Raw genomic sequence first — 20,961 nt, forward strand, 5'->3', positions numbered from 1 at the left:
CCGGTCCAAAAGATGCGAGTGCTGAACAGATAGCGTTGAGGAGGAAATCAACACGATCTTTTATAGATGATATCGGCACTCAATCAAATAGATCACTTTTTACAAGCATCTCGGAGATGTCTTCCGACGTGTGCGGCATATCCGCGAAGTCTATCATCGCATCATCTTGAGCATGACAGACACGCAACAGTCCATCATCCTCAATAATCACGAATCTACAGGAAGTGTTCGATCTAATAGAGGCATATTCAGAGTAACAAACTACATCGGCACAAGATTGTATAAATGATCTCTCTATAATACCTCCGACCTGTTCAATATCTATTGCTTTTACAGCTAGCTTGTCGGGCTCTCCCTTGTCAACGTAGACTGCCCTGAGGGCCAAGTCCCGCTCGCGTTCAAAGAACGCTTGAACTGCATGCCCAATTAAAGAAGCGTTAGAAAGCGCATTCAAATTAAACCGGTATTGGATAAGTTTCATTTTCCGACCTTATTCAAGTTTTCGTCAAAAGTACCCAAACGCTGAGTACCAGTCCTATCATACAGTTTCCACGCCCCCCCATTGTGGCCGTCACGATCACGGGTCCAGAGATTGCCATTGTTGTCTCTATAGAACTTTCCACGACCACCGGGTGACATCTGGCTTGTCTCCTTCCAGCCATGTTTTTCCGCTGCCGATCGCGCTTCGCCTTCAGTGCCGTAGGTGGGGCCGGACCTTGCACCGAAGCCAATTGCTGCCATCGTTGAATTTGCGGCACCGGAAATCATCTGCCCAAGGGTAGGAGCACTAAATGTAATTTGTGTTTCCGATGTAAATCTGACGGCAATTCCAAAAGCGCCGTTCGCTTGCGCCTTAATTACACCAAAAATTCCCGCCCCAAAAGCCTGACTATAGGCAATACTACTAGCGCTATAGGACATATGAGATGAACTTGTTTGAACAACACCATCGACAGTCTTGGAGTACGTAAGATTAACATTGACATGCTTGCTATCACCATCATCTACCGAACTACATTTTCCCTTGTTGGTGTCGCCATTGAACGAACAGTTGATAGCCAAGGCACCGCTCGGATCGGCCTTATTCACCGGATCGTTGCCGACATAGGCATAGAGGTTCATCTGATCGTCATATCCGACCGGATCAGTCTGCAGGAACCGGCCGAGCGTGGGGGAGTAGATGCGGGCCTTGTAGTAGTACATGCCAAGCTCGGGCAGGAAGATCTGCCCTGTATAGGCGAACCGGCCCTGGTTGCCCGAGGCAGGAATGCCATATTCGTCATAGCTGTTGACCGCGATGGCCGTGCCCGCGCTGTTGGCGATCGCCACGATCGAGCCCTGATGATTGGCGCGCAGCAGTCGCCGCGTCGCCAGGGTCGCGCCTTCATACCAGAACAGCGGCTCGTCCACGCCATCTCCATGCACATAGCGCCGCAGCAGCGTGCCGGAGCCATTATACTCCGCCACCAGCGCGTCGTCATCATAGAGGTACTGCGTCGTCCCGGCACTGCCCCCGCTGCTCTGGAACAGGCGGCCCAGCGGGTCATAGGCCAGCGCCGCGCTCGTGCCGCCCGCCGCGCCCAGCAGGCGGTTCTCCCGGTCATAGGCGTAGGTCGAGCTTCCGTCCCCGGTCAGATTGCCATTGGCATCGTAGCTGAAGCTCGCCGGGCCGGCCCGCGCTGTACTGGTTCAGACCGTTGCTCGTGTAGTTGCGCGTGACGTTCATCGCCCCGGTCCAGGCATAGGCATCATTGCTGCGGCTCTGCGCCGCCAACTGGCCTGCCCCGTTGTAGCTCGTGAAGCTGAAGGTCACGTCGCGGTCCGTCCCCGCAAGATCGTGCGAGAGCGAGGCCGGCCGCCCGATCGCGTCATAGCCATAGGCCGTCGCGATGCCGCCCGTCAGCCCGGCACGCGCACCCTGAGCATTGTAGCTCAGCGCCGCGATCTGCGTGCTGCCATTCTCATGGATCGTCGTCATCCGGCCCATCGCATCGTAGCCATAAGCGACGTACTGGCCATCGGGAAAGGTCAGCCGCGTCCGGCGGCTCCCGGCATCATATTGATAGGAGAGCGTCCGGCTCACCCCGCCCATGTCCGTCGTTCTGCTCGTGAGGCGATCGAACCCGTCATAGCCATAGGCTGTGCCCCAGCCGCCCAGCGAGCCGAACCGCACCTCCGTCTGACGACCGCGCAGATCGTATCCGTAGCAGACATCATTGGTGTCGCTGGCAAGGCTGTAGCAGTTCGCCGAGCTGCCCGCATTGGGGCCACCGGCCGGATTGGGCACCCGCTTCTGGATCACGCGGTTCAGCGCGTCATAAGCGAATGTGATCGTGCTACCGTCCCGCTTGCGAAGGCTCGTGCGGTTGCCATTGGCATCATAGCCATAAAGTTCATAGTCGGTCCAGGTTGGCATGCTCGCCGTGGCTCCGTCCGAGGGATTGAATGCGGGAGCACCGGCCGGGTTTGGAAAGTCGAGACGGGACACCCGGTCATAGCCGTCATACATGTATTTGCTGCGGTTCCCGCTGGCATCGATACTGTTCTCGACCCGGCCATTGTTCGTGTAGCTATAGGTCGCATAAGCCTGCTCCAGCGGCGTACCGACTGCCTTGCGGATCTGCCGGACCTCACCGGAAGTAAAATAGATTCTCCGCGTGATCCGGTCGGGCCCGTTGGTCCCTTCCGGGCCCAGCGTGCAGGCGCTGCCCGGCAACGAACCGAACGCCGCAGGGTTCATTCGCACCGTCGAACAGACGAGACGGTTGCGATTGTCCCAGGACTTGTCATTCACGCTGTAGGTCGTGGTGCCAGACCAGAGGGTCTCGCGAACCGGATTGCGACGGACATCATAGGCGGTGGTCACATGCTTCTGCACAGTGAACGCGGTGCTCGAAGCATCGGGGACCGTGCCTGTCTCGACCAGCGTCACCTTGTCGTCCGAAGCACGATAGGTGAACCGCGTCGCAAGGCGCTGGCCGCCGCTCGCCGACACCGGCCCAATCTCCCAGGTCTTCCGGCCCACCGCATCATAACGATAGTGAACCGTATCGTCGCTGCCGGCCAGGGGACCGTCCACGGACAGCAGCCGCCCTGCACTGTCGTAGCTGTAGGTCGTGGTCAGCACCGTCGCGCCGTCATAGCGCCGCTGCACGCTCGGCAGAGATGTATTGCCCCAGTAATCGGTCTCCGTCCGGATACTCTGGTTCGAGGCCGTGTCGCAGGCAGACGTGCCGGGCACTACCCACTCGGCAACGGGGCGGAGCGGGCCAGCGCCTATGCCGGCACTCGTATAGGCGATGCAGGTCTTGCGGCGCACGCCCGATGCATCGGCCGGATCGATCCGCTCGGTCACAAGCCCGTTGCTGTTGTGCACATAATCGGTCTGCCGGCCAAGCGCATCCCGGCTCCACAACGGGCGATAGCACAGAACATTATAGGCATAAACGCAGCCGGTCGTGTTGTACCCGGCCGTCTCCACCAGATCCGGGAGGCCCGAGCCGGGTTTCGCCTTGGTGCGCTTCTCGGTCAGATTTCCCTGATTGTCATAGGTTACCGTAACCCCGTTCCCTTCAGGATAAGTGACCCCCGTCAGCCGAAGCAGAACATCGTAGGCCAGGAATGTCTGGCGCCCCAGTTCGTCCTTGAATGACGAGACGAATTTCTGGTTGGAGATAACGCCGATGGTATATTCCCGGGCGTAGCTGTCCGGGCCGGTGACGTTCACCTTGTCGTACTGATAACCACCCAGCGTGGTATTGACGGCAATATTGGCATAGGCATAGGACCATGTGCCTCCGTCTTTCGTAATCGTCGAGACCACGTCATAACTGGCATGTTTGCCGGACTGAACATGCGCCGTCGACTCTCCTGGCAAGGTCAGGGAGCTCGGATTGAAGACTTCAATGGTAGCGCCAACACTGTTCTGGCAGAAGCTGCACTGATAAACACGACCGAGCAGGTCTGTGATGGTCCCGCCGGAATAGGTGAACTGTGCAAGCGCGACAGTCGGCGCACTGTTCGCGTAAATTCCGACCTGGGCCGGCGCAAGCCAGCCCGTGGCGCCTCCCGTGTTGGTCTGATAGGTAATGCGAATCTGATAGCCGGTATTGCTCGTAACGACAGCCGGCCTGTAATAGGTACGGCTCAGAGCGCCTGCAGAATAATAATAAGAATCATAACTGATTGTAATTGATTCCCCATCAGCATAGCTGATCGACGATGCATAATATTGCCGAAGCGTATTCGAGAGATTGGCATCAATATGGGTGAGGTTAAATTCATAGAGAGCTCCCACCCCCCCCTCATAAAACTGGCGGCCGTTTGACTCAATGACTGAACCTGTACCTTTGATCGGCAGGCAGGCACCATCCACGCATTTGAAGAACTCCGCACCCCCTGCCCCCTTGTGAACAGACCAGGACGCGGTCTCGGCTGTTTCCGTGCGCCGGCCGGTCACATAAGGCGCCCAGTCCTGGACGCGCTGAAACCTGAGACGCGGCGCAGCCGGAATGGAGAGCACGGGGAGTTGCACGCTTGTCTTGCCGCTGGCCAGATTGAGGCCATTGGGATCCAGGTCAACCTGAAGGGGCGAGATCAGTTCGGGCGGAGCCGGCTGCGCATGGACTGCGGCACCAGATCCAAGCGAGGCGATCGCAGCCATGAGACCCCGGCCTATCCAGGAAGCAGCCGCCCGAACTGTCATCATATTGCTTACCCCCGGAAGACGTGATGCTGAAATATCGAAAAATCGTGATGCGCCGATGGTTTGCCCGCCCCTTGAACCACAGTCCCGGCTTCTCATCGCTAAACCCCGCAGTAGTTGACGTTACTGACGGTAATGGTGACGTTTCCGGTGGCGGTCGCGCCCAGACTGTCAGCTATGACATAAGTGAAGGTCTTCACCCCGGAACTGCCCAGGCTCTCCACCATGATCGTGCTTGCGCTGATGATGCTGAGCGACAGCCCGCTGCCGCCAGCAACGCTCTGGACCGCCAGAGGCAGATGGCCTTCCGGATCGGTATCATTCGCGGTGACATTGAGACTGACGATGGCGCAGCGCGCGATCGTCGTCGAATCAGGATTTGCAACGGGAGGCTGATTGACCGGCCCGGCACTGCAATTCGCCAGGGCGCCCCCGGAATCCGATTTGTAGACGGTACGGTTGCCGGCCGCATCGAAGCAGGTCGAACGCACCTGACCATTGTTCACCGTTCCCGATGACTGGGCAGACGCCAGACGACCCAATGCATCATAGCTGAAAGTTTGCGTTTCGGCGGAAAATCCGGAAGATACACAGAGAAACGACGACGCAAACAGCGTCGCCACCATGTGACGCAATTTCATCCTGCCCCCCGGCCCCAATGATTACTGGCCGATACCAAACATCTTTTGAGACACGCAAGTCATTTTAAGAAGAACATTGACGCAACCATGTTTTTTTAATGCCAGGGCGTACAGACCTCTTGTTATCTGCCGGCGAGCCAGAACGCGCGAGCGATTGCGGCTTCCTGCACGGCATCCATTCGCTGATCGCGCACTACAGCCAACCAGCGGCGGAAAAGCGGGGTTTTGACGCGGGCAAGAAGGTTGTCGGTCTTATACGGAACATTGCCGTCGACACCGATGGCCGATTGCTCATGGTCAATCTAACCACTGCCGACATCTCCGACAGCGCCGGCGCTCAGGCGATCGTCGTGGCCGTTCGCAAGCGATGGCCTTGGCTCAAACACCTGTTTGCTGATCGCGGACTCAAGAGGCCCCTCATTCACCCCGTGACCGAAGCTGAGGAGGCGATGGTTGTCGCATTCCGGCGGCACACGCTCCTGCGCCTCTCGACGATTGCGTCTATGCCCGGAAACCGACGATCCCGCATTTGACGCGCTCGGCACTGCATCGCTGCCTGCAGCGTCACGGCAGAGAACGCGTGCCGGATGTCGAGGGCGATAAGCCCAAACTGCAGCGGTCCAAGCGATATCCCATCGGCTTTTTCCACATGCTCATCACCGAGGTGCAGACCGGAAGCTCGCATCACGCCCGGATGAGAAACCGCGGGACCGTCAATCCCTGGACCAACGGCCAGGTCGAACGGATGAACCGCACAATCAAGGAAACCACCGTCAAACGCTTCCATATACGCAGCCACGATCTGTTACGTACGCATCTCGCCGCCTTCCTGAACGCTTAGCAACTTCGCACGCCACCTCAAGAGGTTCGGCGGCCTTACGCCCTACGAATACATTGCCAGAATCTGGACTCAGACCCAGATCGATTCATCGTCACCACGATCCACCAGATACCGGGACCAAGCCCCCGTGAAGCGAGTACGCCGATGGCGATAAGGGTGACGATGCGGATCGCCATCGGCGTACTCGCTTCACGGGACTGGACTTCGTCATTACCCCGGGGAGTGTGCAGGGGCGCCATTTCAGTCGAATGACGCCCTGCACATCCCTGCATTTACGTGGTGATCGGCGAGCCGGGATTGATGATCATATGACTGTGGATATTGCCCTGTGCTCCGATCGGGACCGTCGCCCGCGCAATCCGATTGGTGGCTCCCTGTACGCGCGTGACATCCAGCATATATTGGCTCGCACTGGCATCGAGCGCGATGCCATATGTCCAGGCACCACTTAGGCGCATAGTCGCCAGCGAAGCCTTGCTCCGGCGCCCGCCGATCAGGAGCATTGCCTGTTGCGAACTCGCGCCACTGGTGTTGACCGCCTTGATATCGAAATCACACGAAACTGCGCTGATCGCGTAAAACGCGGTGTTATAATCGACAAATCGGCCACTGATCGTGCACTCGGTGCCGTCAGCGATATAGGCGCCATAGACGCCCGGACTCAGTCCGCCGATGGCCTGGACGTTGGTAATGGCAACGCCATGCGAAGCTTCAAGCCGCAGCGCGTCGCCCGTCGCGCCACTGGCTCCCGCCACATAGGGGCTCTCGATATTCAGCGTTGAACCCAAAGGGGCATTGAGAATGTGGATGCCATTGTTGCGATAGCCATCGCAGACCGGATTGATGACCTTGACGTCCGCCCCCGCACTGCCGCCACCGTTCGTGAGGTCGAAAAAGATGCTTTTGTTCCCGCTGGCGGTTTCAGGCTGAACGAGCCACAGATCAGCCAGCGAGCCATTGCCATAGATACCATAGCCGCTACTTGGCGCGAAACCACATACCATGTTGATGTAGCTGACGGTCAGAGAGGGGTTGGGCGAAGGGCCGCCAAAAGTCCCGCCTGGCGTCAGCCCGTCAATCCAGGCGCCATACCACCGGTCGCCCGCGCCGCCGAGGGTGCGAACGCCGCGAATATGCTCAAAGCGTCCCGTCAACACGTTGCTGATGTAGACTTCGGCCAGTTATTGTAGGTATACACATTCTCGAAGATCGGATTGGAAACCATGAAGCAGTGAATGCCATGGCCCTGTGCATTGTCGTTGTTCGGGTTGGCGGGCGTTGCCGGATTGACCGAGCGGGAAATCGCAAAATTCGATCCTCGCGGGCATTCGAGATACCGGCTGTTGGCGACGCCTGAACAATTGATCAGATGATCGGTCGGATGGCTGATGCTGATCGAACTGTGATTTGGTCCTGCCCCTTCGATGACGCTGTAATCGGGCATCGATATTCCACGCGCGCAGAAATAGACGCCCTTGCTGAGTTGAACCCAGCCGTGGATCAAAAGCGCGCTGTTGATCGCCGGTGTACTGTCGTAAGCGCTGTTCCCGAGCTGTGCTCCGAACCATTCGGGCCTGGCGCCCCCTCCGTCCCATTTTCGGACCCAGCTTCCAGTGCCTGGCGCAACCGAGGTCGACGCGACATAGATGCCCTGCAAAGTATCGGCGGCGACCTGCGCACTGAAATTTCCAGCCTGAAACTCGAAGATGCCCTCCCGGCCATCCTCCATCAGGAATGCGACTTGTCCTGCAGGATTTGCTATCGCTGCAAGGGCCGCACGGGTCGTGACATTTACCATTGCCATAATATCTCCAAATTGCGTTCGATGGAACATTTGGAGAACATCTAAAATCCTACATTGCAATGGCTATTCGTCAGCCTCGCATCGCGATAATGTTTCGATCGCAATATTGCGGCAACTCGCCTTCCAGAGCGCAGAGAGAACTATCTAGGTGTTTAGTCCCAGCATGTGATGGGTTGGCTGAACGATAAATGCCTCTGGCTTTGATTTCGGAGTTCCTCTATGGCCTCGTAAGACGTCCTGAACCTGAGAGCTTTGAGCTGCCTAGCGAAGTTGTAGGCGCAGCCAGTCACCGACATGTCGCCGCAGTTCCTCGGTCGAGGCACAGTGTAAGAATTTGACGGTCGCTTCCTTGCTGGTTCGGACCATTCGCCTATCACAGCAAAGGCGACGACGCATCCATGCGAGTGTTTATCGTTGACGCCGGCTGCACGGTTGAGTTTATCCACCTTTGAGGTGCTTCGGTGGGCTCGAACCAGAAGGAGAGAGGATATTGGCCACCATTAAACGTGGATCCCCCGACCTGATTGTGGACGGGCGACGTCATCTGGAGGAATTGTCATGAAAAAATCTCTCGCGATGCTCGCCTCAGGAGCGTTGGCAACAGGCGCTGTGCCCGCGCAGGCGTCAACCGCCGATCCAGGATTTCTATCCGTTTTTCACGGAATGGCAGGCGGCCAGGTCATTTTCTTTTCGACGGGCACTCGGAGCGCAATGCCGGCATGTGCCACCACTGGAGCTAACAGGTGGGCAATCGATGGCTCCACCGCAGCCGGTCAGGTTAGGATGTCGATCCTGCTGACCGCGTGGGCTCAGCGAAAACGCGTTATTATCGTCGGGACAGGAAATTGCAGCGTCTGGGGCGACACTGAGACGGTCGATTTCTTTTACACAGAAAGCGAATGATAACTCAGGAACAAGATATTGTGATCTACGACCACTCACGTCATCTAGAATAAGCATAGTGATGACAGGCCTCGCTCACCACTATGAGCGAATACTGTATAGGCTTATATTCTTATCCCGAGCTAATGAATTCTGGATAACACCTCGATTAGATCTACTTGGAAATTGTCGGACGATTTTTTCGTAGTCGACATTGAATAATTTAGCGCCAATTTATTTGGCAGTAAGTGCCATTCTTAGAGGCTGACATATCAGCATTCATTAATCTATAATATAAAGATAATCTACCGCCTCCGAGTCAAACCAGGTCGAGCAGTCCCCTGTTCCCTGAATAACCACTTTCTTTCGCATCGAATACGCTGATAGAATAATTGCTACCATAGCTTTTCCCGCGTCTGTCGATGTATCTACCGCCCAACGATTCAGCGTTGAGCAACTGGGCTGAGCAGTTCTGGTGCCGTTCTGGCTAAAAATGAAAGGTCCTTGACGGATTTGCGTGATCGCGAGAACGTAACCCTGAGCGGAAGTGCTGGCTACACCTGATGTCGCAGTACAAAGCCCCATAATTACCATAACAAACGACGCCAACCGAATCATCTTCACCTCCAAGGGCATGTCAATCATGATTTCGTTATTTGACATACCGAAAATAGCGTTGGCAACATACGAATTGATGGAATGGATGAATTCTGCACAAGCGTAGCTTAGCTGTGCGATAATGGCCGTAAGATTATCGAGTGCCCCCAGTTGCTGCGCGGAGGCCTTGAAGTTCTTTGGCGAATTGCCGCCCTGCCTCGTCGGCATGGAAGCGTGGGCGTCGGCGCAGTACTGGCCCCGGGAGCTGATGAAGCTGGGCCATGAGGTGAGATTGATGCCGCCAGCTTATGTGAAATCCTACATGAAGCGCGGAAAGACCGATGCCACCGAGGCCAAAGCGGTCTGTGAGGCAGTGACCGACCGACCCTGGGCTTCGTAGCCGTGAAGACGCCTGAGCAGCAGGCGGTGCTGATGCTTCGCAACACGCGATCTGCTGGTCTCGCAGCATACCGGTCTCGCAACCATCCCCGGTTTCGGACTGTCACAGTTTCGGCGATTGCTGCTGCGGTGCCGGATGCATCGATGCTCTGATCCGGCCGCCAGTTCGCGGCATAGCTCGATCTTACCCTCAACCGCACAGCTCGGGCGGAGGAGCGCTTGCGCTGGATCAGTAAACAGGGAGATAGCTCTCTGCGACGCTCACTCGTCGTCGGCGCCACGGCGGTCATGCGGATGGTCCGCAAGAACATCACCGCGCTCCTTCGGACCGTTCATCTGACTTGTGGAACGGCCGCACCCCGGACTCGAACTGAGCATCCAGTTACACCCAGCCTTTTCCACGAATCCAGATTATGTTATAGTTGGCTTCGGCAATCAAAAGTCGATATTTTGGTTGATAGATCAGTCACTTGACCATGACCCCAACTTTATCTTCTGGGCACCATTTTCTGGCGCTAAGTGCGTCCAGCAAGCGACTGGTTTCACACCATAAATCGACTGATGATCGCCGGCTAAATTTCCGGTGACGTCCGGCCAGGACCACCAACAGCACCCCCACATTTGGGGTGCCTTTGATGGCCCCGGATCGACCCGGCTTGCTGGGATGAATCCAATGCTGACTTACATCAAGATCACGACCGCGAAGCCCTCAGAAAAGCTCTATAAGCTTCACGATGCCCTTGGCCTCTATCTCGCGGTCAACCCCAACGGCTCCAAGCTCTGGCGCGTGAACTACCGTTTCCTGGGGAAGCAGAAGACGCTTCACCTGGGAAAATGGCCTGCGGTCGGTCTCGCCGCCGCCCGTGCGAAGCGGGACGAGGCCCGCGAGCAGATTGCCGCCGGAATGGACCCCGCCACCGAAAAGAAGAGGGCGCGGATCGCCGCCAGGCATGCGGCAGCCACCACGTTCGAGCTGGTTGCGAAGGAATGGCTGGTGAAGTGCGAGCGCGATGGGCTGGCGCCAGTCACGATCGACAAGATCCGGTGGCTGCTCGAGAAGGCCTATCCGGTTATCGGCGAGCTACCGATCGCGCAGATCACGCCTCACGAGGCGCTGGCAGTCCTGCGCAAGATCGAGGCCACGGGCGCCTATGAGAGCGCCCGGCGCATGCGCAGCGTGCTCAGCCGGGTCTTCCGCTACGGTGTTGCCACTGTCCGATGCGACAAGGATGTGGCCGCGGATCTGCGCGGCGCAATCGCCACGCCAAAGCCCAGGCACTTCGCTGCGATCACGAGGCCCTCGGAGGTAGGAGCGCTGATGAGAGCGCTCGAGGACTACAAGGGCTATCCGGTGACGCGGATGGCGATGCGCTTGTCTCCGCATGTCTTGCTGCGGCCTGGGGAGTTGCGGGCGGCCGAATGGACCGACATCGACTGGGAGGAAGCCATCTGGTTCATCCCGGCCCGAGCGGATGAAGATGCGGCGGCCTCATCGGGTGCCGCTGTCGCGGCAAGTCCTCGCCATGCTGAAGGAACTCCACGAGCACACTCATTAGTGGAAGTACCTGTTTCCGTGCCTTGGGCATCCGCGCAGGCGCATGTCCGAGAATACGGTCAATGCCGGATTGCGCCGGCTCGGCTATACCAGCGACCAGATGACCGCCCATGGCTTCCGGGCAATGGCGGCCACGCTCCTCAACGAGATGGGAGAATGGCATCCCGATGCGATCGAACGCCAACTGGCGCATGTCGATACCAACCAGGTCCGACGCGCCTATGCACGGGGTGAATATTGGGACGAGCGCGTGAGGATGATGCAGCGCTGGTCGGACTATCTCGATACGCTGCGGGACGGCGGGAAAGTGCTGTGGGGCAGCTTCGGCAAAGACAGAACTTCCGGCTGAATTTTCTGTCCGGCGCTGCCACGGGGCAGTATCGTCTCGTGTCAGCGCCACTGACCGCTTTGCCGGTCACTCCCGACATTGCGACCGCAGTATCGGTCACTCCCCGTGTTTCGTACCGCTGCCTGACGCGGACATGGCTGAAGCCTCGTTGCCCGTCAGGACCTTCAGGCTCCGATAATGGACGAGCGTCGCGCGCCCGACCTTCGTTGTTTCAAGGTCACCGGACTGGATGAGCTCGTAGATCCGGGATCGGCTGAGACCTGTAATCCGGACGGCCGTGGACACACGCACCGTCAGGGGCTCAATCTTCTTTTCCCATCCCCGCTCGATCATTTCTGCCCCCTTAGCGCAGCGTCACGGGCCCTGAGAAATCCGCGATCGGTTTCAAGGAATGCCGCGAGCATCGCGGGAATGAGTTCGGTCAGCGGCTCGGGTGCGCCATAGGCTTGCTCATAGGCACTTGCATAAGCCTTGAGCGACTGATGCAGCTCGGGTGAGAGCGTGATGCCGAGCTTGACCGGCGTCCGATCGGGAAGCTTTCCCAGTTTCAGGTCCGCCATGTCAGTCTCCTTGTTCATGCCAGGGCGCCAGGATCAGATCCTTGTGAACGACCAGGCGCACGGGCGCGCCGGGCCGGATCGTGATAGTCGGCTGGATGTTGAGATTGCGCTGGGTGATCCGGTCGCCGGCGCGCGATACTGTATCCTGTGTCGCCATGCGGAGCGCCTTCACAAGATCGCTCTGACCGGAGAAGGCCAGCTCGGAACTGACGCCGAGCAAGGTCGACAGAGCGACGCCTTTCAATAGCTGCCAGGTGTGAAAATCCACCTTGTCCTGCAATCCGGCATAGCCGGAGGGATCGGTCGCCGGCACGTTGTCGATACGAAGCGAGCTGCCGTCTGGCAGCATGATCCGTTGCCAGACGGTTGAACCAGTCGACCCATTCGAGCGTGGCATATTCGACGGCTTCGAAGCTGCGCCATGGTCCACGCCTGTGGATCACCTCAGCCTTGTAAAGGGCCATTGATCGTCTCGGCCAAAGCGTTGTCGTAGCTATCGCCGACGCTGCCGGCCGACGATCGTGAAGCGCCTGCTCCAGAGCATCGAGCACGAAGCTGGCATGGGCTGTTCTGCTGGCCCGCCAACCGACAATCCGCCAAGCATAGGTATCGATGACGAAGGCAACGTAGACGAACCCCGCCCAGGTCGCGACGTAGGTGAAGTCCGACACCCACAGCATGTTCGGCGCTGGTGCGTAGAACCTGCGGTTGACGTGATCGAGAGGGCATGGCGCCGCCTTGTCACTGATAGTTGTGCGCACCGGCTTGCCCCGGATCACCCCTGCCAGGCCCATCTCCCGCAACAACCGCGCGACTGTGCAGCGGGCGACCGGAAAGCCTTCCCGCATCATCTGCCGCCAGACCTTGCGCACGCCGTAGACTGCGAAGTTCTCGGCGAATACGCGCGCGACCTCGGGCTTCAGGGCGACGTCCCGCTGTGCCCGCGCCGACAGGTGTGTCGGATCCTGCCGCTTTGCGACGCGCTCGTGGTAAGTGGATGGGGCGATCGGCAGGACACGGCAGATCGGCTCGACCCCATAGGCATCGCGGTGATCGTCGATGAAGGCGATCATCGCCGGAACGGGCGGTCGAGCTCCGCCTGGGCAAAATATACCGACGCCTTGCGCAGGATCTCGTTGGCTTGTCGCAGCTCGCGGACCTCGCGCTCCAGTGCCTTCATCTTGTCGGCCACCTCGGTCGGGACGCCCGCGCGCTTGCCGCTGTCGACCTCAGCCTTCTTCACCCACTCATGCAGCGTCTGCGGAACGCAGCCGATCTTCTCCGCAATCGAAACCACCGCTGCCCAGCGAGTGGGGTAATCACGTTCGTGATCGATCGCCATCCGCACCCCGCGCTCGCGGACTTCCGGCGCAAACTTGTTCGTTGTCTTGCTCATACAGGCTCCACCTTCTCAGGAGTTGGAGCCTCCGGCAGACCCGGCGCGGTTCATTCCGGTGGTGAGGGGCATGGTGACCACCGCATCCTCAAGGGCCTTCGTACGACTTGGCGCTGGCACCTCTACTCCGACTGGGCGAAGGCTCATCACCACCTTCGCTGGCGCCGATGTTTGACGCTTCGCCAATAATCGTCACGGCGGTCGATTGCCTCGTCCGCTGCCTCACACCGTCCTCGACATCCTGACCCTCAGAACGAAGATCAACCGGGCGCCCCTGCCTTGCTGGAACACAGGCGATTGGCATCTCGCAGAAGTAACGTTATCTCATATCACGAATCAGCCATAAGTTGGGGGTCGAAATTGCTTTTCCATAATAATGGCGCGTGCCTGCTCGCCGCGTCCTTGTCCGTTTGTTCCGTCGGCGTGCGTGCAGAGGAAGCGGGCGCCCCCGCGATCGCGTCGGACATTGTCGTCACGGCCAATCGCACGGAGGAACGGCGGGAGAATGTCGCTTCGTCCATGGAAGTGGTCGGCGAGGAACAGCTTGCCAATACGGTCGCCCTCAACTTCATCGATCAGCTCAAGAAGAATGCGAGCGTCGACGTCATCCAGTATCCCAACGGGCTGGGCGGCGTCGGCTTGCGCGGCTTGCGGCCAAGCTTCGAGTTCTCGATCAATCCGCAGGTGCTGGTCCTCGTCGACGGCCGCCCGTCAGGTTCGAGCAGCTTCACCACGATCGCGCCGGAAAGCATCACGCGCGTCGAAGTCCTGAAAGGCCCGGCCTCCGCGCTCTATGGGGCGTCCGCTGTGGGCGGCGTCATCAACATCATCACGCGCCGCTCGTCCGGGCCTCTGGGCGGCCAGTTCACGGTTGGCGGCGGATCTTTCCAGACGATTCGGTCCGGCGCCACGCTTGGCGGCGACCTGGTGCGCGGCGTCGATTTCGATCTTGATGTCGGCTACGTCAATCAGGATGGCGACTTCCGGCTCGGCAATGGCGCGCGCGCAGGGAACAGTTCCTTCCGGCGCGGCTCCGGCCGGTTCAGGGTGGGCAGCACGCTCTCGTCCATTGCCCGCCTTGATGCGAGTTTCGACTTCGCCAGCCTCGACAATGATGCGCCCGGGCCGCAATCCTATAATCCCAGGACGCCTTCCGGCAACCAGACGGACCGGATCACGGGCGACATTCGGCTGGAACTGACGCCGCAGGATCACGCGATCCGCCTGATCGGCTACGCCTCTCGGGAGAACTATGATTATTATACCGTGCCGCAACTGGCGTCCCGCTATGTCTCCAGCAGCACGCTCACGGAGTATCGCGGCGCTCAGGTGCAGGACAGCTGGCGTGTCCTGCCGGCCCTCCGCCTGACCTATGGCGGCGATTGGCAGAGAGTCGAGGCGAGTCGGCAGTCATGGAATGCCAATGGCACGGGGAAGGCGCCCTCGTCGCCGAACGAAAGCCGGGAGACGAAAGCCCTGTTCGCGGAAGCGGGCCTGAACCTTCTGGATGAAGGGCTGATCCTGACGGCTGGTGGCCGCTATGACTGGATCACCGTCCGGACCTATGAGACGCCCTATCGCATCAATTTCACGCCGGGATCGGCCAATTTCGGCGTCTTCAATCCACGCGGCGGCGCCGTGTTCAAGCTGGGTGGCGGTTTCCGTCTCCACGGCACGATCGGACGCGCGTTCGTGCCGCCACAGGCATTGCAGCTGGCGGGCGAGAGCGAGGAATTCGCGGGCATCCAGCGCCGCGTCACATATGGAAACGCCGATCTTCAACCGGAACGCAACACCACCTGGGATGCCGGCTTCGGTTTTGCGCATGGGGCGTTGTTCGCCGACATCACCTATTTCAACGCGCGCACCCGAAACCGGATCAAGACCGAGCTCGTCTCCGAGACGCCGACGCTCCGCCAGACAAGCTATGTCAACGCCGACAAATCCCGGATGGAAGGCGTGGAAGCCCAACTCGCACTCGACGCCGGGGCCGTTCTCGGGCTGGCGCCGGACCGGGTGCGTTTCAACGGCAGCGTGACGCACATCATCACCGCACAGGACCAGACGGCCGCCGGGGTGGCGACCGCCATCCGCAACGTCGCGGACTGGAAAGCGACCGGATCGCTCACCCTCTCTAACGGCAGCACGCTGTTTGGCACCGCTACCGTGCGCTTCAATGGCGACCGGGTCGATGCGGACAACAGCCAGGGACGCATCTTCACCAACGGTGCGGGCGGAGAGTTCACGCTCGCCCGCTTCACCACCGTCGATTTCAGCCTGCGCTGGCAGCCGACCCCCATGGACGGCTTCCGGCTGGAAATCGCCAACGCCTTCGACGTCCACTATTACGAGAAGGCCGATTACTGGATGCCCGGTCGCACGGCCTATGTCCGTTACGTGCGGAAGCTCTGAGCGATGTGGGCGAAGGACGCGCTTGGCGCGATTTCCGACCTGCTGTTCCTGCCCGTGGTGGTGGGACTGCTCGGCGTGGTTCTCTGGACGGTCCTCGCGCTTGGCCTGTTCCTGCGCAGCCTGATCGGGCGCTATCGCGGCCGTCGCCCCGCGCGGGATCGCTACCGCGCCGCGATCGATCAGGCATTGACCGGCCAACCGCATGACGACGAGCTGGCGATCGAGGAAATCGTCGCACGCGCGGAAGGCGATGCGGCCCGCTCGCTCAACGCAGTGCGTTTCGCCATCCGGATCGGCCCCTCGCTGGGGCTGATGGGCACGCTGATCCCGATGGCTACGGCCCTCTCGGGACTGGCGCGGGGCGATCTCCAGATCCTTGCCTCCAACATGGTGATCGCATTTTCCAGCACCGTGGTCGGGCTGGCGGTGGGCGTCGTCGCTTATCTGGTCGCGATGGTACGGGAAGGCTGGGCGCGCGCCGATCTCGACGCGGTGCGCTTTCATGCAGAGCGCGTATTGCGCCGGGAGGAGGCATGAGCCGCCGCCGCCCCGTCCGTTTCGTCCGCCGTCGCGATGAGGGAAGCTGGCAGGAAGATCCCCTCGCCGGCATTGCCAATCTGTTTGACGTCAGTCTCGCCTTCATCGTGGCGATGGTGGTGGCGCTCTATTCGATGATGGGCGCGCCGTCGCTGCTCGATCCCGCCAGCAACTGGACGATGACCCGCACCGGGGCGGATGGTCGCATGGAAATCATCCGCAAGGACGGCAAGCAGATCAAGGTGGAGAAGGTGAGCGACCGCAAGCTCAGCGGCAATGGCGACCGGCTCGGCGTCGCCTATCGCCTGCCGGATGGCAAGGTCGTCTATGTGCCGGAAGCGGAGGCGGAAGGGGTCGGCGGAGGGAAGAAATGAGCTGGCTTCCACTGGTCGCGCGACTTCTGCTGGCGCTGTGCATGATCGGCATAGGCGCGGCGGGCCATGCCCAGCCGGCCCCGCCGCGCCCGGACTTGCCACGTCCGGACCTGCCACGCATCGCCTTCGTGTCCATCCACATCGCCGAAATGCCGACGATCGCGAAGGCCGGCGCGCGGCGCGTGGCAGATGATGTCACGGTGGACTTCTTCGGCCTGGGCGGAGGGCTGGTGCCCTCGATCGAGGGGGTCGACCTTGGCCGCTATGATCTGGTTTTGCTCGATGCCGCCGGACCCCGCCTGCTCAACTTCACGCGCCAGATCGAGGATGCCAAGACGCGCACCAAGGTTCTGGTCGTGGGCCCCGGAACGCCGATCGCGGGTACGATCGACCCTGCTGCCCATCCCGATATCGCGCGCTACTGGACCAATGCGACCGAAGCGAATTTCGCCGGGCTGTTCGCTTATGCCGCTGCGCGGGTGCTGGGGCGGAGCATGGCCGTTCCGCCACCCGTCGATTTTCCACCACTCGCGCTTTGGCATCCCGATGCGCCGGCGCCCTTTGCCGCCATGGCCGACTATCTGGGCTGGGCCTCTGCGCGCTTTGCCGATGTAGGCGCACGGCCGAAAGTCGGCATTCTGTTCTATCGCAGCCTCGCGCTGGCGAACAACGCCCGGCTGGTTACGGCACTCGTCCGGGAAATCGAACGGCAAGGGGGCATGCCGGTTCCCATCTGGCGGGAGGGTGGCGGCGACCTTGCCTCCACCCTGCTCGGCGACACGCGGCTCGATGCCCTGATCCTGTGCGGCAACCGGATCGACTATGCATCGGCACAGGCCGGGGTGGCTGAGGCAGAGCGGCTGGGCGTGCCTCCTTTGATGTGCGCAACCGATTATCGCCGCGATGCGGATGCCTGGAGAAGCAGCCTGGGTGGCTTCGCGCCGGCTTCGACCGGCGAGCTGGCGATGAGCGAACTCGATGGCATCGTCGAGCCGATGATCGTGGCCGCCCGCGCCACCGCGCCGGACGGCACGGCGAGCTATGACCCCATTGCCGATCAAATCCGCTGGCGTGTCGCACGCGCCCTCGCCTGGGCGAATCTGCGCCGCCTGCCCAACGCGGACAAGCATGTGGTCGTCAGCTACCATAATGAGGAGCCGGGTGAGGCCGACGTCGGCAGCGATCCGGATTCCTATCTGGATGCGCAGGGCAGCATGGTCGCGCTGCTCGAGCGGCTTCGCGCGGAAGGGTATGATACGGGCGCCGCTCCCCTGCCTGACAGCGCGACGCTCGCTCGCCGTCTCGCCACGGAAGCGACCAATGTCGCCCAGGGCGATGACGAGGCCCTGCGGCGCAGGATCGCACAGGGAGCCATCGCAGTCCCGGTCCGGACATATCTCGCGTGGTATGCGGCTCTCCCCGCCGCGCTGAAGCAGGAGGTCGAGCGGGTCTGGGGTCCACCGCCGGGCAAGCTCATGACGGCGGACGGGCAGATCGTCGTCCCGGCCCTGCAGTTCGGCAAGGTCATCCTCGCTGCCCATCCGCTCTGGGGGCCCCAGACGGGTGGAAAGGCGCTGGAACAGCGCGGCGCGCTGCCGCCTCATCACCAGTATCTGGCCTTCTACCTGTGGATGCAGAAAAGCGGGCGGGCGGACGCCTATCTGCCGCTCTTCACTCAGTTGTCGCTGATGCCTGGCAAGCAGGAGGGCCCGGCCGCCACGGATGCAGTCGGTCTGCTGATCGGGGCGCTTCCGCACATCCAGCCCCAGCCGCTGCAAGCCAATGGCGGCGTGGGCAACAAGCGCCGCACGCAGGCCATGACGATCGGCTTCATGCCGCAATTCGTCCGTGCAGGCCTGTCGCCGCCGCTCGCCGGGATGAAGGCCATGCTGAACGCCGATCCGTCGGACGAGGTGGCGCTGCGGAGCGCGGTCGCCGCGGCGGGCCTGGCCGCTTCGCTCGGCCTTGATCCGGCCAGCGCGCCACTTGACGCGCTACGCGCGGCGCTGGCCACTTACCTTGCCGAGGCGGAAGCCGCGCCCATTCCGCTGGGCGGCCACATATTGGGACAGGCGCCCACGCCCGTTGTTGCCGCGAGGATGGTGCAGGCCATGCTGGCGGTCGGGCAGCCTGCGCCTCATCTGGAGGATGTGGCGCGCGCTCTTGGCGGCGAGGACGATGTGCTGGACGCGGAAAACACCCACCGCGCCCGGGAATATGCGGCACGAATCGCCAGCGCACCAAGCGAGATGGACGCGATCATTGCCGCGCTGGCTGGCGGGTATGTGCCCCCCGGTCCGATGCAGGACGCGATCCGCAATCCCGACGCGCTGCCGGCCGGCCGCAATCCCTATACGCTGGATGTGCGTGCGGTCCCGACGCCGCAGGCCTGGGACCGGGGCGTGACGTTGGCCGATGAGATGCTTGCCGATTATCGTGCGAAGCATGGCCGCTTGCCGCGCAAGGTCGCCTTCGTGCTCTGGTCCAGCGAGACCGCGCAGAACGGCGGAACCAACGAAGCCCAGATCCTGCATTTGCTCGGCGTGCGCCCGATCCGCGATGCGCGCGGCCATGTGGTGGACATCGCCCTTGTCGATCGCGCCGCGCTGGGCCGGGCGCGGGTCGACGTGCTGGTGACGACATCGGGCACATATCCCGATCATTTCGGCGAGAAGCTTGCCCTGATCGCCAGGGCGATCCGCCTCGCCGCGCAGGCTGAGGAGGCGGACAATCCCGTGCGCGCCGAAACGCAGGCCCGCGCCCGCGCCCTGCAAGCGCAGGGTGTCGCACCCGAAACGGCGGAGAAGCGGGCCCTGCGCCGTATCTTCTCCACCGCGCCCGGCGCCTATTCGCCCTCCACTCAGTTCGCCAACCGCGAGGGATGGAGCAAGGCCAAGCTCGATGAGCTCTATCGTGCCCGGATGGGCCATGCCTATGGCGACGGCGACGGCGACGATGGCGAGCCGGACAGTACGGCCTTCACCGCGAGTCTCGGCACGGTGGACGCGGCAGTCTTCAGCCGGTCTTCCAGCGCTTATGGCCTGCTCGATACGCCCATGCCCGCCGCCTATCTGGGCGGTCTCTCGATGGCCGTGCAGCAGCAAACCGGCCGCACCATCGAGAGCTACATCGCCAACGAGCAGGCCTCGGGCCAGCCGCATGTCGAAACCGTCGACCGCTTCTATGCCCGCGAGCGCGACAGCCGCTATCTCAACCCCGCCTGGATCAAGGCCATGCAGGCGAGCGGCTACAATGGCGCGCGCTACATGGCGGACCTCACCGACTCCATGTCACTCTGGGAACAGACCCGCCCGGATCTGGTGTCGGACCGGGACTGGGAGGCCGTGCGCGACGTGTATCTGCGTGATCGCTACCAGCTGGGCATGGACCGCTACTTCGCCGAGCATAATCCGGCGGCGCGCGAGAAGCTGGTCCGCACCATGCTGGATACGATCGACCGGGGCGACTGGAAGGCCGATGATGCCACGCGCGCCGAACTCCAGCGGACGAGCAACGTGCGACCGCCGACCAGTGGCCGGGAGATTGCGCCAGTAACCAGAAGCGAAAGTCCTGCATCCCGGGGGCCAATAACCGCGCAAAACCAGGTGCCGTCAGCAGCCCGCGCTCCACAAGCTCCTCTTGTGTCGGGATACGAGCTTGAGCCCGCCAAATCCAACGCGCCGATCCAACCTCCGGCGCGCCGGACAATGCTGGCGACGACAATCACCGCGGTCCTCGTCGCTTTGCTGCTCATCGGCGGCGCGGGGCTCAGGCCCCGTTGGTAGTTCCACCGCTGCCACGCGGCGGTGGGCATGAGGCGAACAGTCGCTTGCCGCCAACTAAGCAGCCGCTCGACCGCTCGAAACGACTCCCTGAAACCTGCCCTGCGTTCATCAGGAAGGCATGCGG

General features: G+C 61.0%; 13 protein-coding genes, 8 pseudogenes and 1 other annotated feature. Of the genes and pseudogenes, 10 read left to right on the top strand and 11 right to left on the bottom strand.

All coding sequences use genetic code 11. The features are described from left to right. Nucleotides 1–79 precede the first annotated feature (79 nt). From HNP60_RS12935 to HNP60_RS12950, 4 genes are all read right to left on the bottom strand, one after another. Nucleotides 80–481 carry a hypothetical protein gene (locus HNP60_RS12935; protein ID WP_184154413.1) on the bottom strand — a complete coding sequence of 134 codons (402 nt, stop codon included), beginning with the start codon at nt 479–481 and terminating at the stop codon, nt 80–82. Further along, entirely contained in the window at nt 478–1,635 is a 1,158-nt protein-coding gene (locus HNP60_RS12940) for an RHS repeat-associated core domain-containing protein (RefSeq protein ID WP_476712842.1), read from the bottom strand. Before HNP60_RS12940 ends, HNP60_RS12935 begins: the two co-directional genes overlap by 4 nt. After that, nucleotides 1,601–4,663 (bottom strand): RHS repeat domain-containing protein, encoded by a 3,063-nt coding sequence (locus HNP60_RS12945; protein ID WP_184154419.1) that lies wholly within the window; start codon nt 4,661–4,663, stop codon nt 1,601–1,603. The genes HNP60_RS12940 and HNP60_RS12945 overlap by 35 nt, the downstream gene beginning before the upstream one ends. A 143-nt stretch (nt 4,664–4,806) precedes the next feature. Continuing rightward, nucleotides 4,807–5,346 (bottom strand): Ig-like domain-containing protein, encoded by a 540-nt coding sequence (locus HNP60_RS12950; RefSeq protein ID WP_184154421.1) that lies wholly within the window; start codon nt 5,344–5,346, stop codon nt 4,807–4,809. Nucleotides 5,347–5,549: 203 nt separating this feature from the next. Here HNP60_RS12950 and HNP60_RS12955 point away from each other — a divergent pair. From HNP60_RS12955 to HNP60_RS20325, 3 pseudogenes are all read left to right on the top strand, one after another. Further along, nucleotides 5,550–5,759, top strand: a pseudogene (locus HNP60_RS12955) (transposase); the annotation flags it as partial. A gap of 24 nt (nt 5,760–5,783) precedes the next feature. Beyond that, nucleotides 5,784–5,995, top strand: a pseudogene (locus HNP60_RS20320) (IS481 family transposase); the annotation flags it as partial. A 66-nt stretch (nt 5,996–6,061) separates the two neighbouring features. Continuing rightward, a pseudogene (locus HNP60_RS20325) lies at nt 6,062–6,257 on the top strand (IS481 family transposase); the annotation flags it as partial. A gap of 202 nt (nt 6,258–6,459) precedes the next feature. On the opposite strand, the gene HNP60_RS12965 reads toward HNP60_RS20325, so the two are convergent. The 3 genes and pseudogenes from HNP60_RS12965 to HNP60_RS12975 form a co-directional block, all read right to left on the bottom strand. Further along, complete coding sequence (locus HNP60_RS12965) at nt 6,460–7,344, bottom strand: hypothetical protein (protein ID WP_184154424.1); 885 nt, start codon at nt 7,342–7,344, stop codon at nt 6,460–6,462. After that, entirely contained in the window at nt 7,338–7,985 is a 648-nt protein-coding gene (locus tag HNP60_RS12970; protein WP_184154427.1) for a hypothetical protein, read from the bottom strand. The genes HNP60_RS12965 and HNP60_RS12970 overlap by 7 nt, the downstream gene beginning before the upstream one ends. Nucleotides 7,986–8,135: 150 nt before the next feature. Then, nucleotides 8,136–8,360, bottom strand: a pseudogene (locus HNP60_RS12975) (IS481 family transposase); the annotation flags it as partial. A 189-nt stretch (nt 8,361–8,549) separates the two neighbouring features. Between HNP60_RS12975 and HNP60_RS12980 the strand changes: the two are divergent. Beyond that, the gene (locus HNP60_RS12980) at nt 8,550–8,894 is read left to right on the top strand and encodes a hypothetical protein (protein WP_184154430.1); all 345 of its coding nucleotides are present in this window, start codon (nt 8,550–8,552) and stop codon (nt 8,892–8,894) included. A gap of 261 nt (nt 8,895–9,155) precedes the next feature. Here HNP60_RS12980 and HNP60_RS12985 read toward each other — a convergent pair whose 3' ends face one another. Then, a complete protein-coding gene (locus tag HNP60_RS12985; RefSeq protein ID WP_184154433.1) occupies nt 9,156–9,698 on the bottom strand; it encodes a hypothetical protein in 543 nt (180 codons plus the stop codon). On the opposite strand from HNP60_RS12985, the pseudogene HNP60_RS20330 reads away from it, so the two are divergent. Both HNP60_RS20330 and HNP60_RS12995 read left to right on the top strand, forming a co-directional pair. After that, nucleotides 9,652–9,948, top strand: a pseudogene (locus HNP60_RS20330) (IS110 family transposase); the annotation flags it as partial. The gene HNP60_RS12985 and the pseudogene HNP60_RS20330 sit on opposite strands and share 47 nt — an antisense overlap. A gap of 594 nt (nt 9,949–10,542) precedes the next feature. Then, a pseudogene (locus HNP60_RS12995) lies at nt 10,543–11,773 on the top strand (tyrosine-type recombinase/integrase). Between the two features lie 329 nt (nt 11,774–12,102). Here the strand turns inward: HNP60_RS12995 and HNP60_RS13005 are convergent. The 3 genes and pseudogenes from HNP60_RS13005 to HNP60_RS13015 form a co-directional block, all read right to left on the bottom strand. Beyond that, on the bottom strand, nt 12,103–12,333 hold the full coding sequence (locus HNP60_RS13005; RefSeq protein WP_184157048.1) for a DUF2274 domain-containing protein: 231 nt from the start codon (nt 12,331–12,333) through the stop codon (nt 12,103–12,105). Nucleotide 12,334: 1 nt separating this feature from the next. Next, a pseudogene (locus HNP60_RS13010) lies at nt 12,335–12,697 on the bottom strand (TraB/TrbI/VirB10 family type IV secretion system protein); the annotation flags it as partial. A gap of 1 nt (nt 12,698) precedes the next feature. Next, a pseudogene (locus HNP60_RS13015) lies at nt 12,699–13,729 on the bottom strand (IS3 family transposase); the annotation flags it as partial. Continuing rightward, nucleotides 13,332–13,448: a sequence feature (AL1L pseudoknot), on the bottom strand. It overlaps the preceding pseudogene by 117 nt. Before the next feature lie 402 nt (nt 13,730–14,131). On the opposite strand from HNP60_RS13015, the gene HNP60_RS13020 reads away from it, so the two are divergent. Genes HNP60_RS13020 through HNP60_RS13035 form a run of 4 tightly spaced genes read left to right on the top strand, consistent with a single transcriptional unit; the run spans nt 14,132 to nt 20,837 of the window. After that, entirely contained in the window at nt 14,132–16,141 is a 2,010-nt protein-coding gene (locus HNP60_RS13020; RefSeq protein WP_260394877.1) for a TonB-dependent receptor plug domain-containing protein, read from the top strand. Between the two features lie 3 nt (nt 16,142–16,144). After that, nucleotides 16,145–16,678: a MotA/TolQ/ExbB proton channel family protein gene (locus HNP60_RS13025; RefSeq protein ID WP_184154445.1), complete on the top strand. Its 534-nt coding sequence runs from the start codon at nt 16,145–16,147 to the stop codon at nt 16,676–16,678. Further along, entirely contained in the window at nt 16,675–17,052 is a 378-nt protein-coding gene (locus HNP60_RS13030) for a DUF2149 domain-containing protein (protein ID WP_184154448.1), read from the top strand. Before HNP60_RS13025 ends, HNP60_RS13030 begins: the two co-directional genes overlap by 4 nt. Beyond that, nucleotides 17,049–20,837, top strand: coding sequence for a cobaltochelatase subunit CobN (locus HNP60_RS13035; protein ID WP_184154451.1), 3,789 nt, complete (start codon nt 17,049–17,051; stop codon nt 20,835–20,837). Before HNP60_RS13030 ends, HNP60_RS13035 begins: the two co-directional genes overlap by 4 nt. Nucleotides 20,838–20,961: the final 124 nt, after the last annotated feature.

It is taken from the genome of Sphingobium lignivorans (genome assembly GCF_014203955.1).
Taxonomy (GTDB): domain Bacteria; phylum Pseudomonadota; class Alphaproteobacteria; order Sphingomonadales; family Sphingomonadaceae; genus Sphingobium; species Sphingobium lignivorans.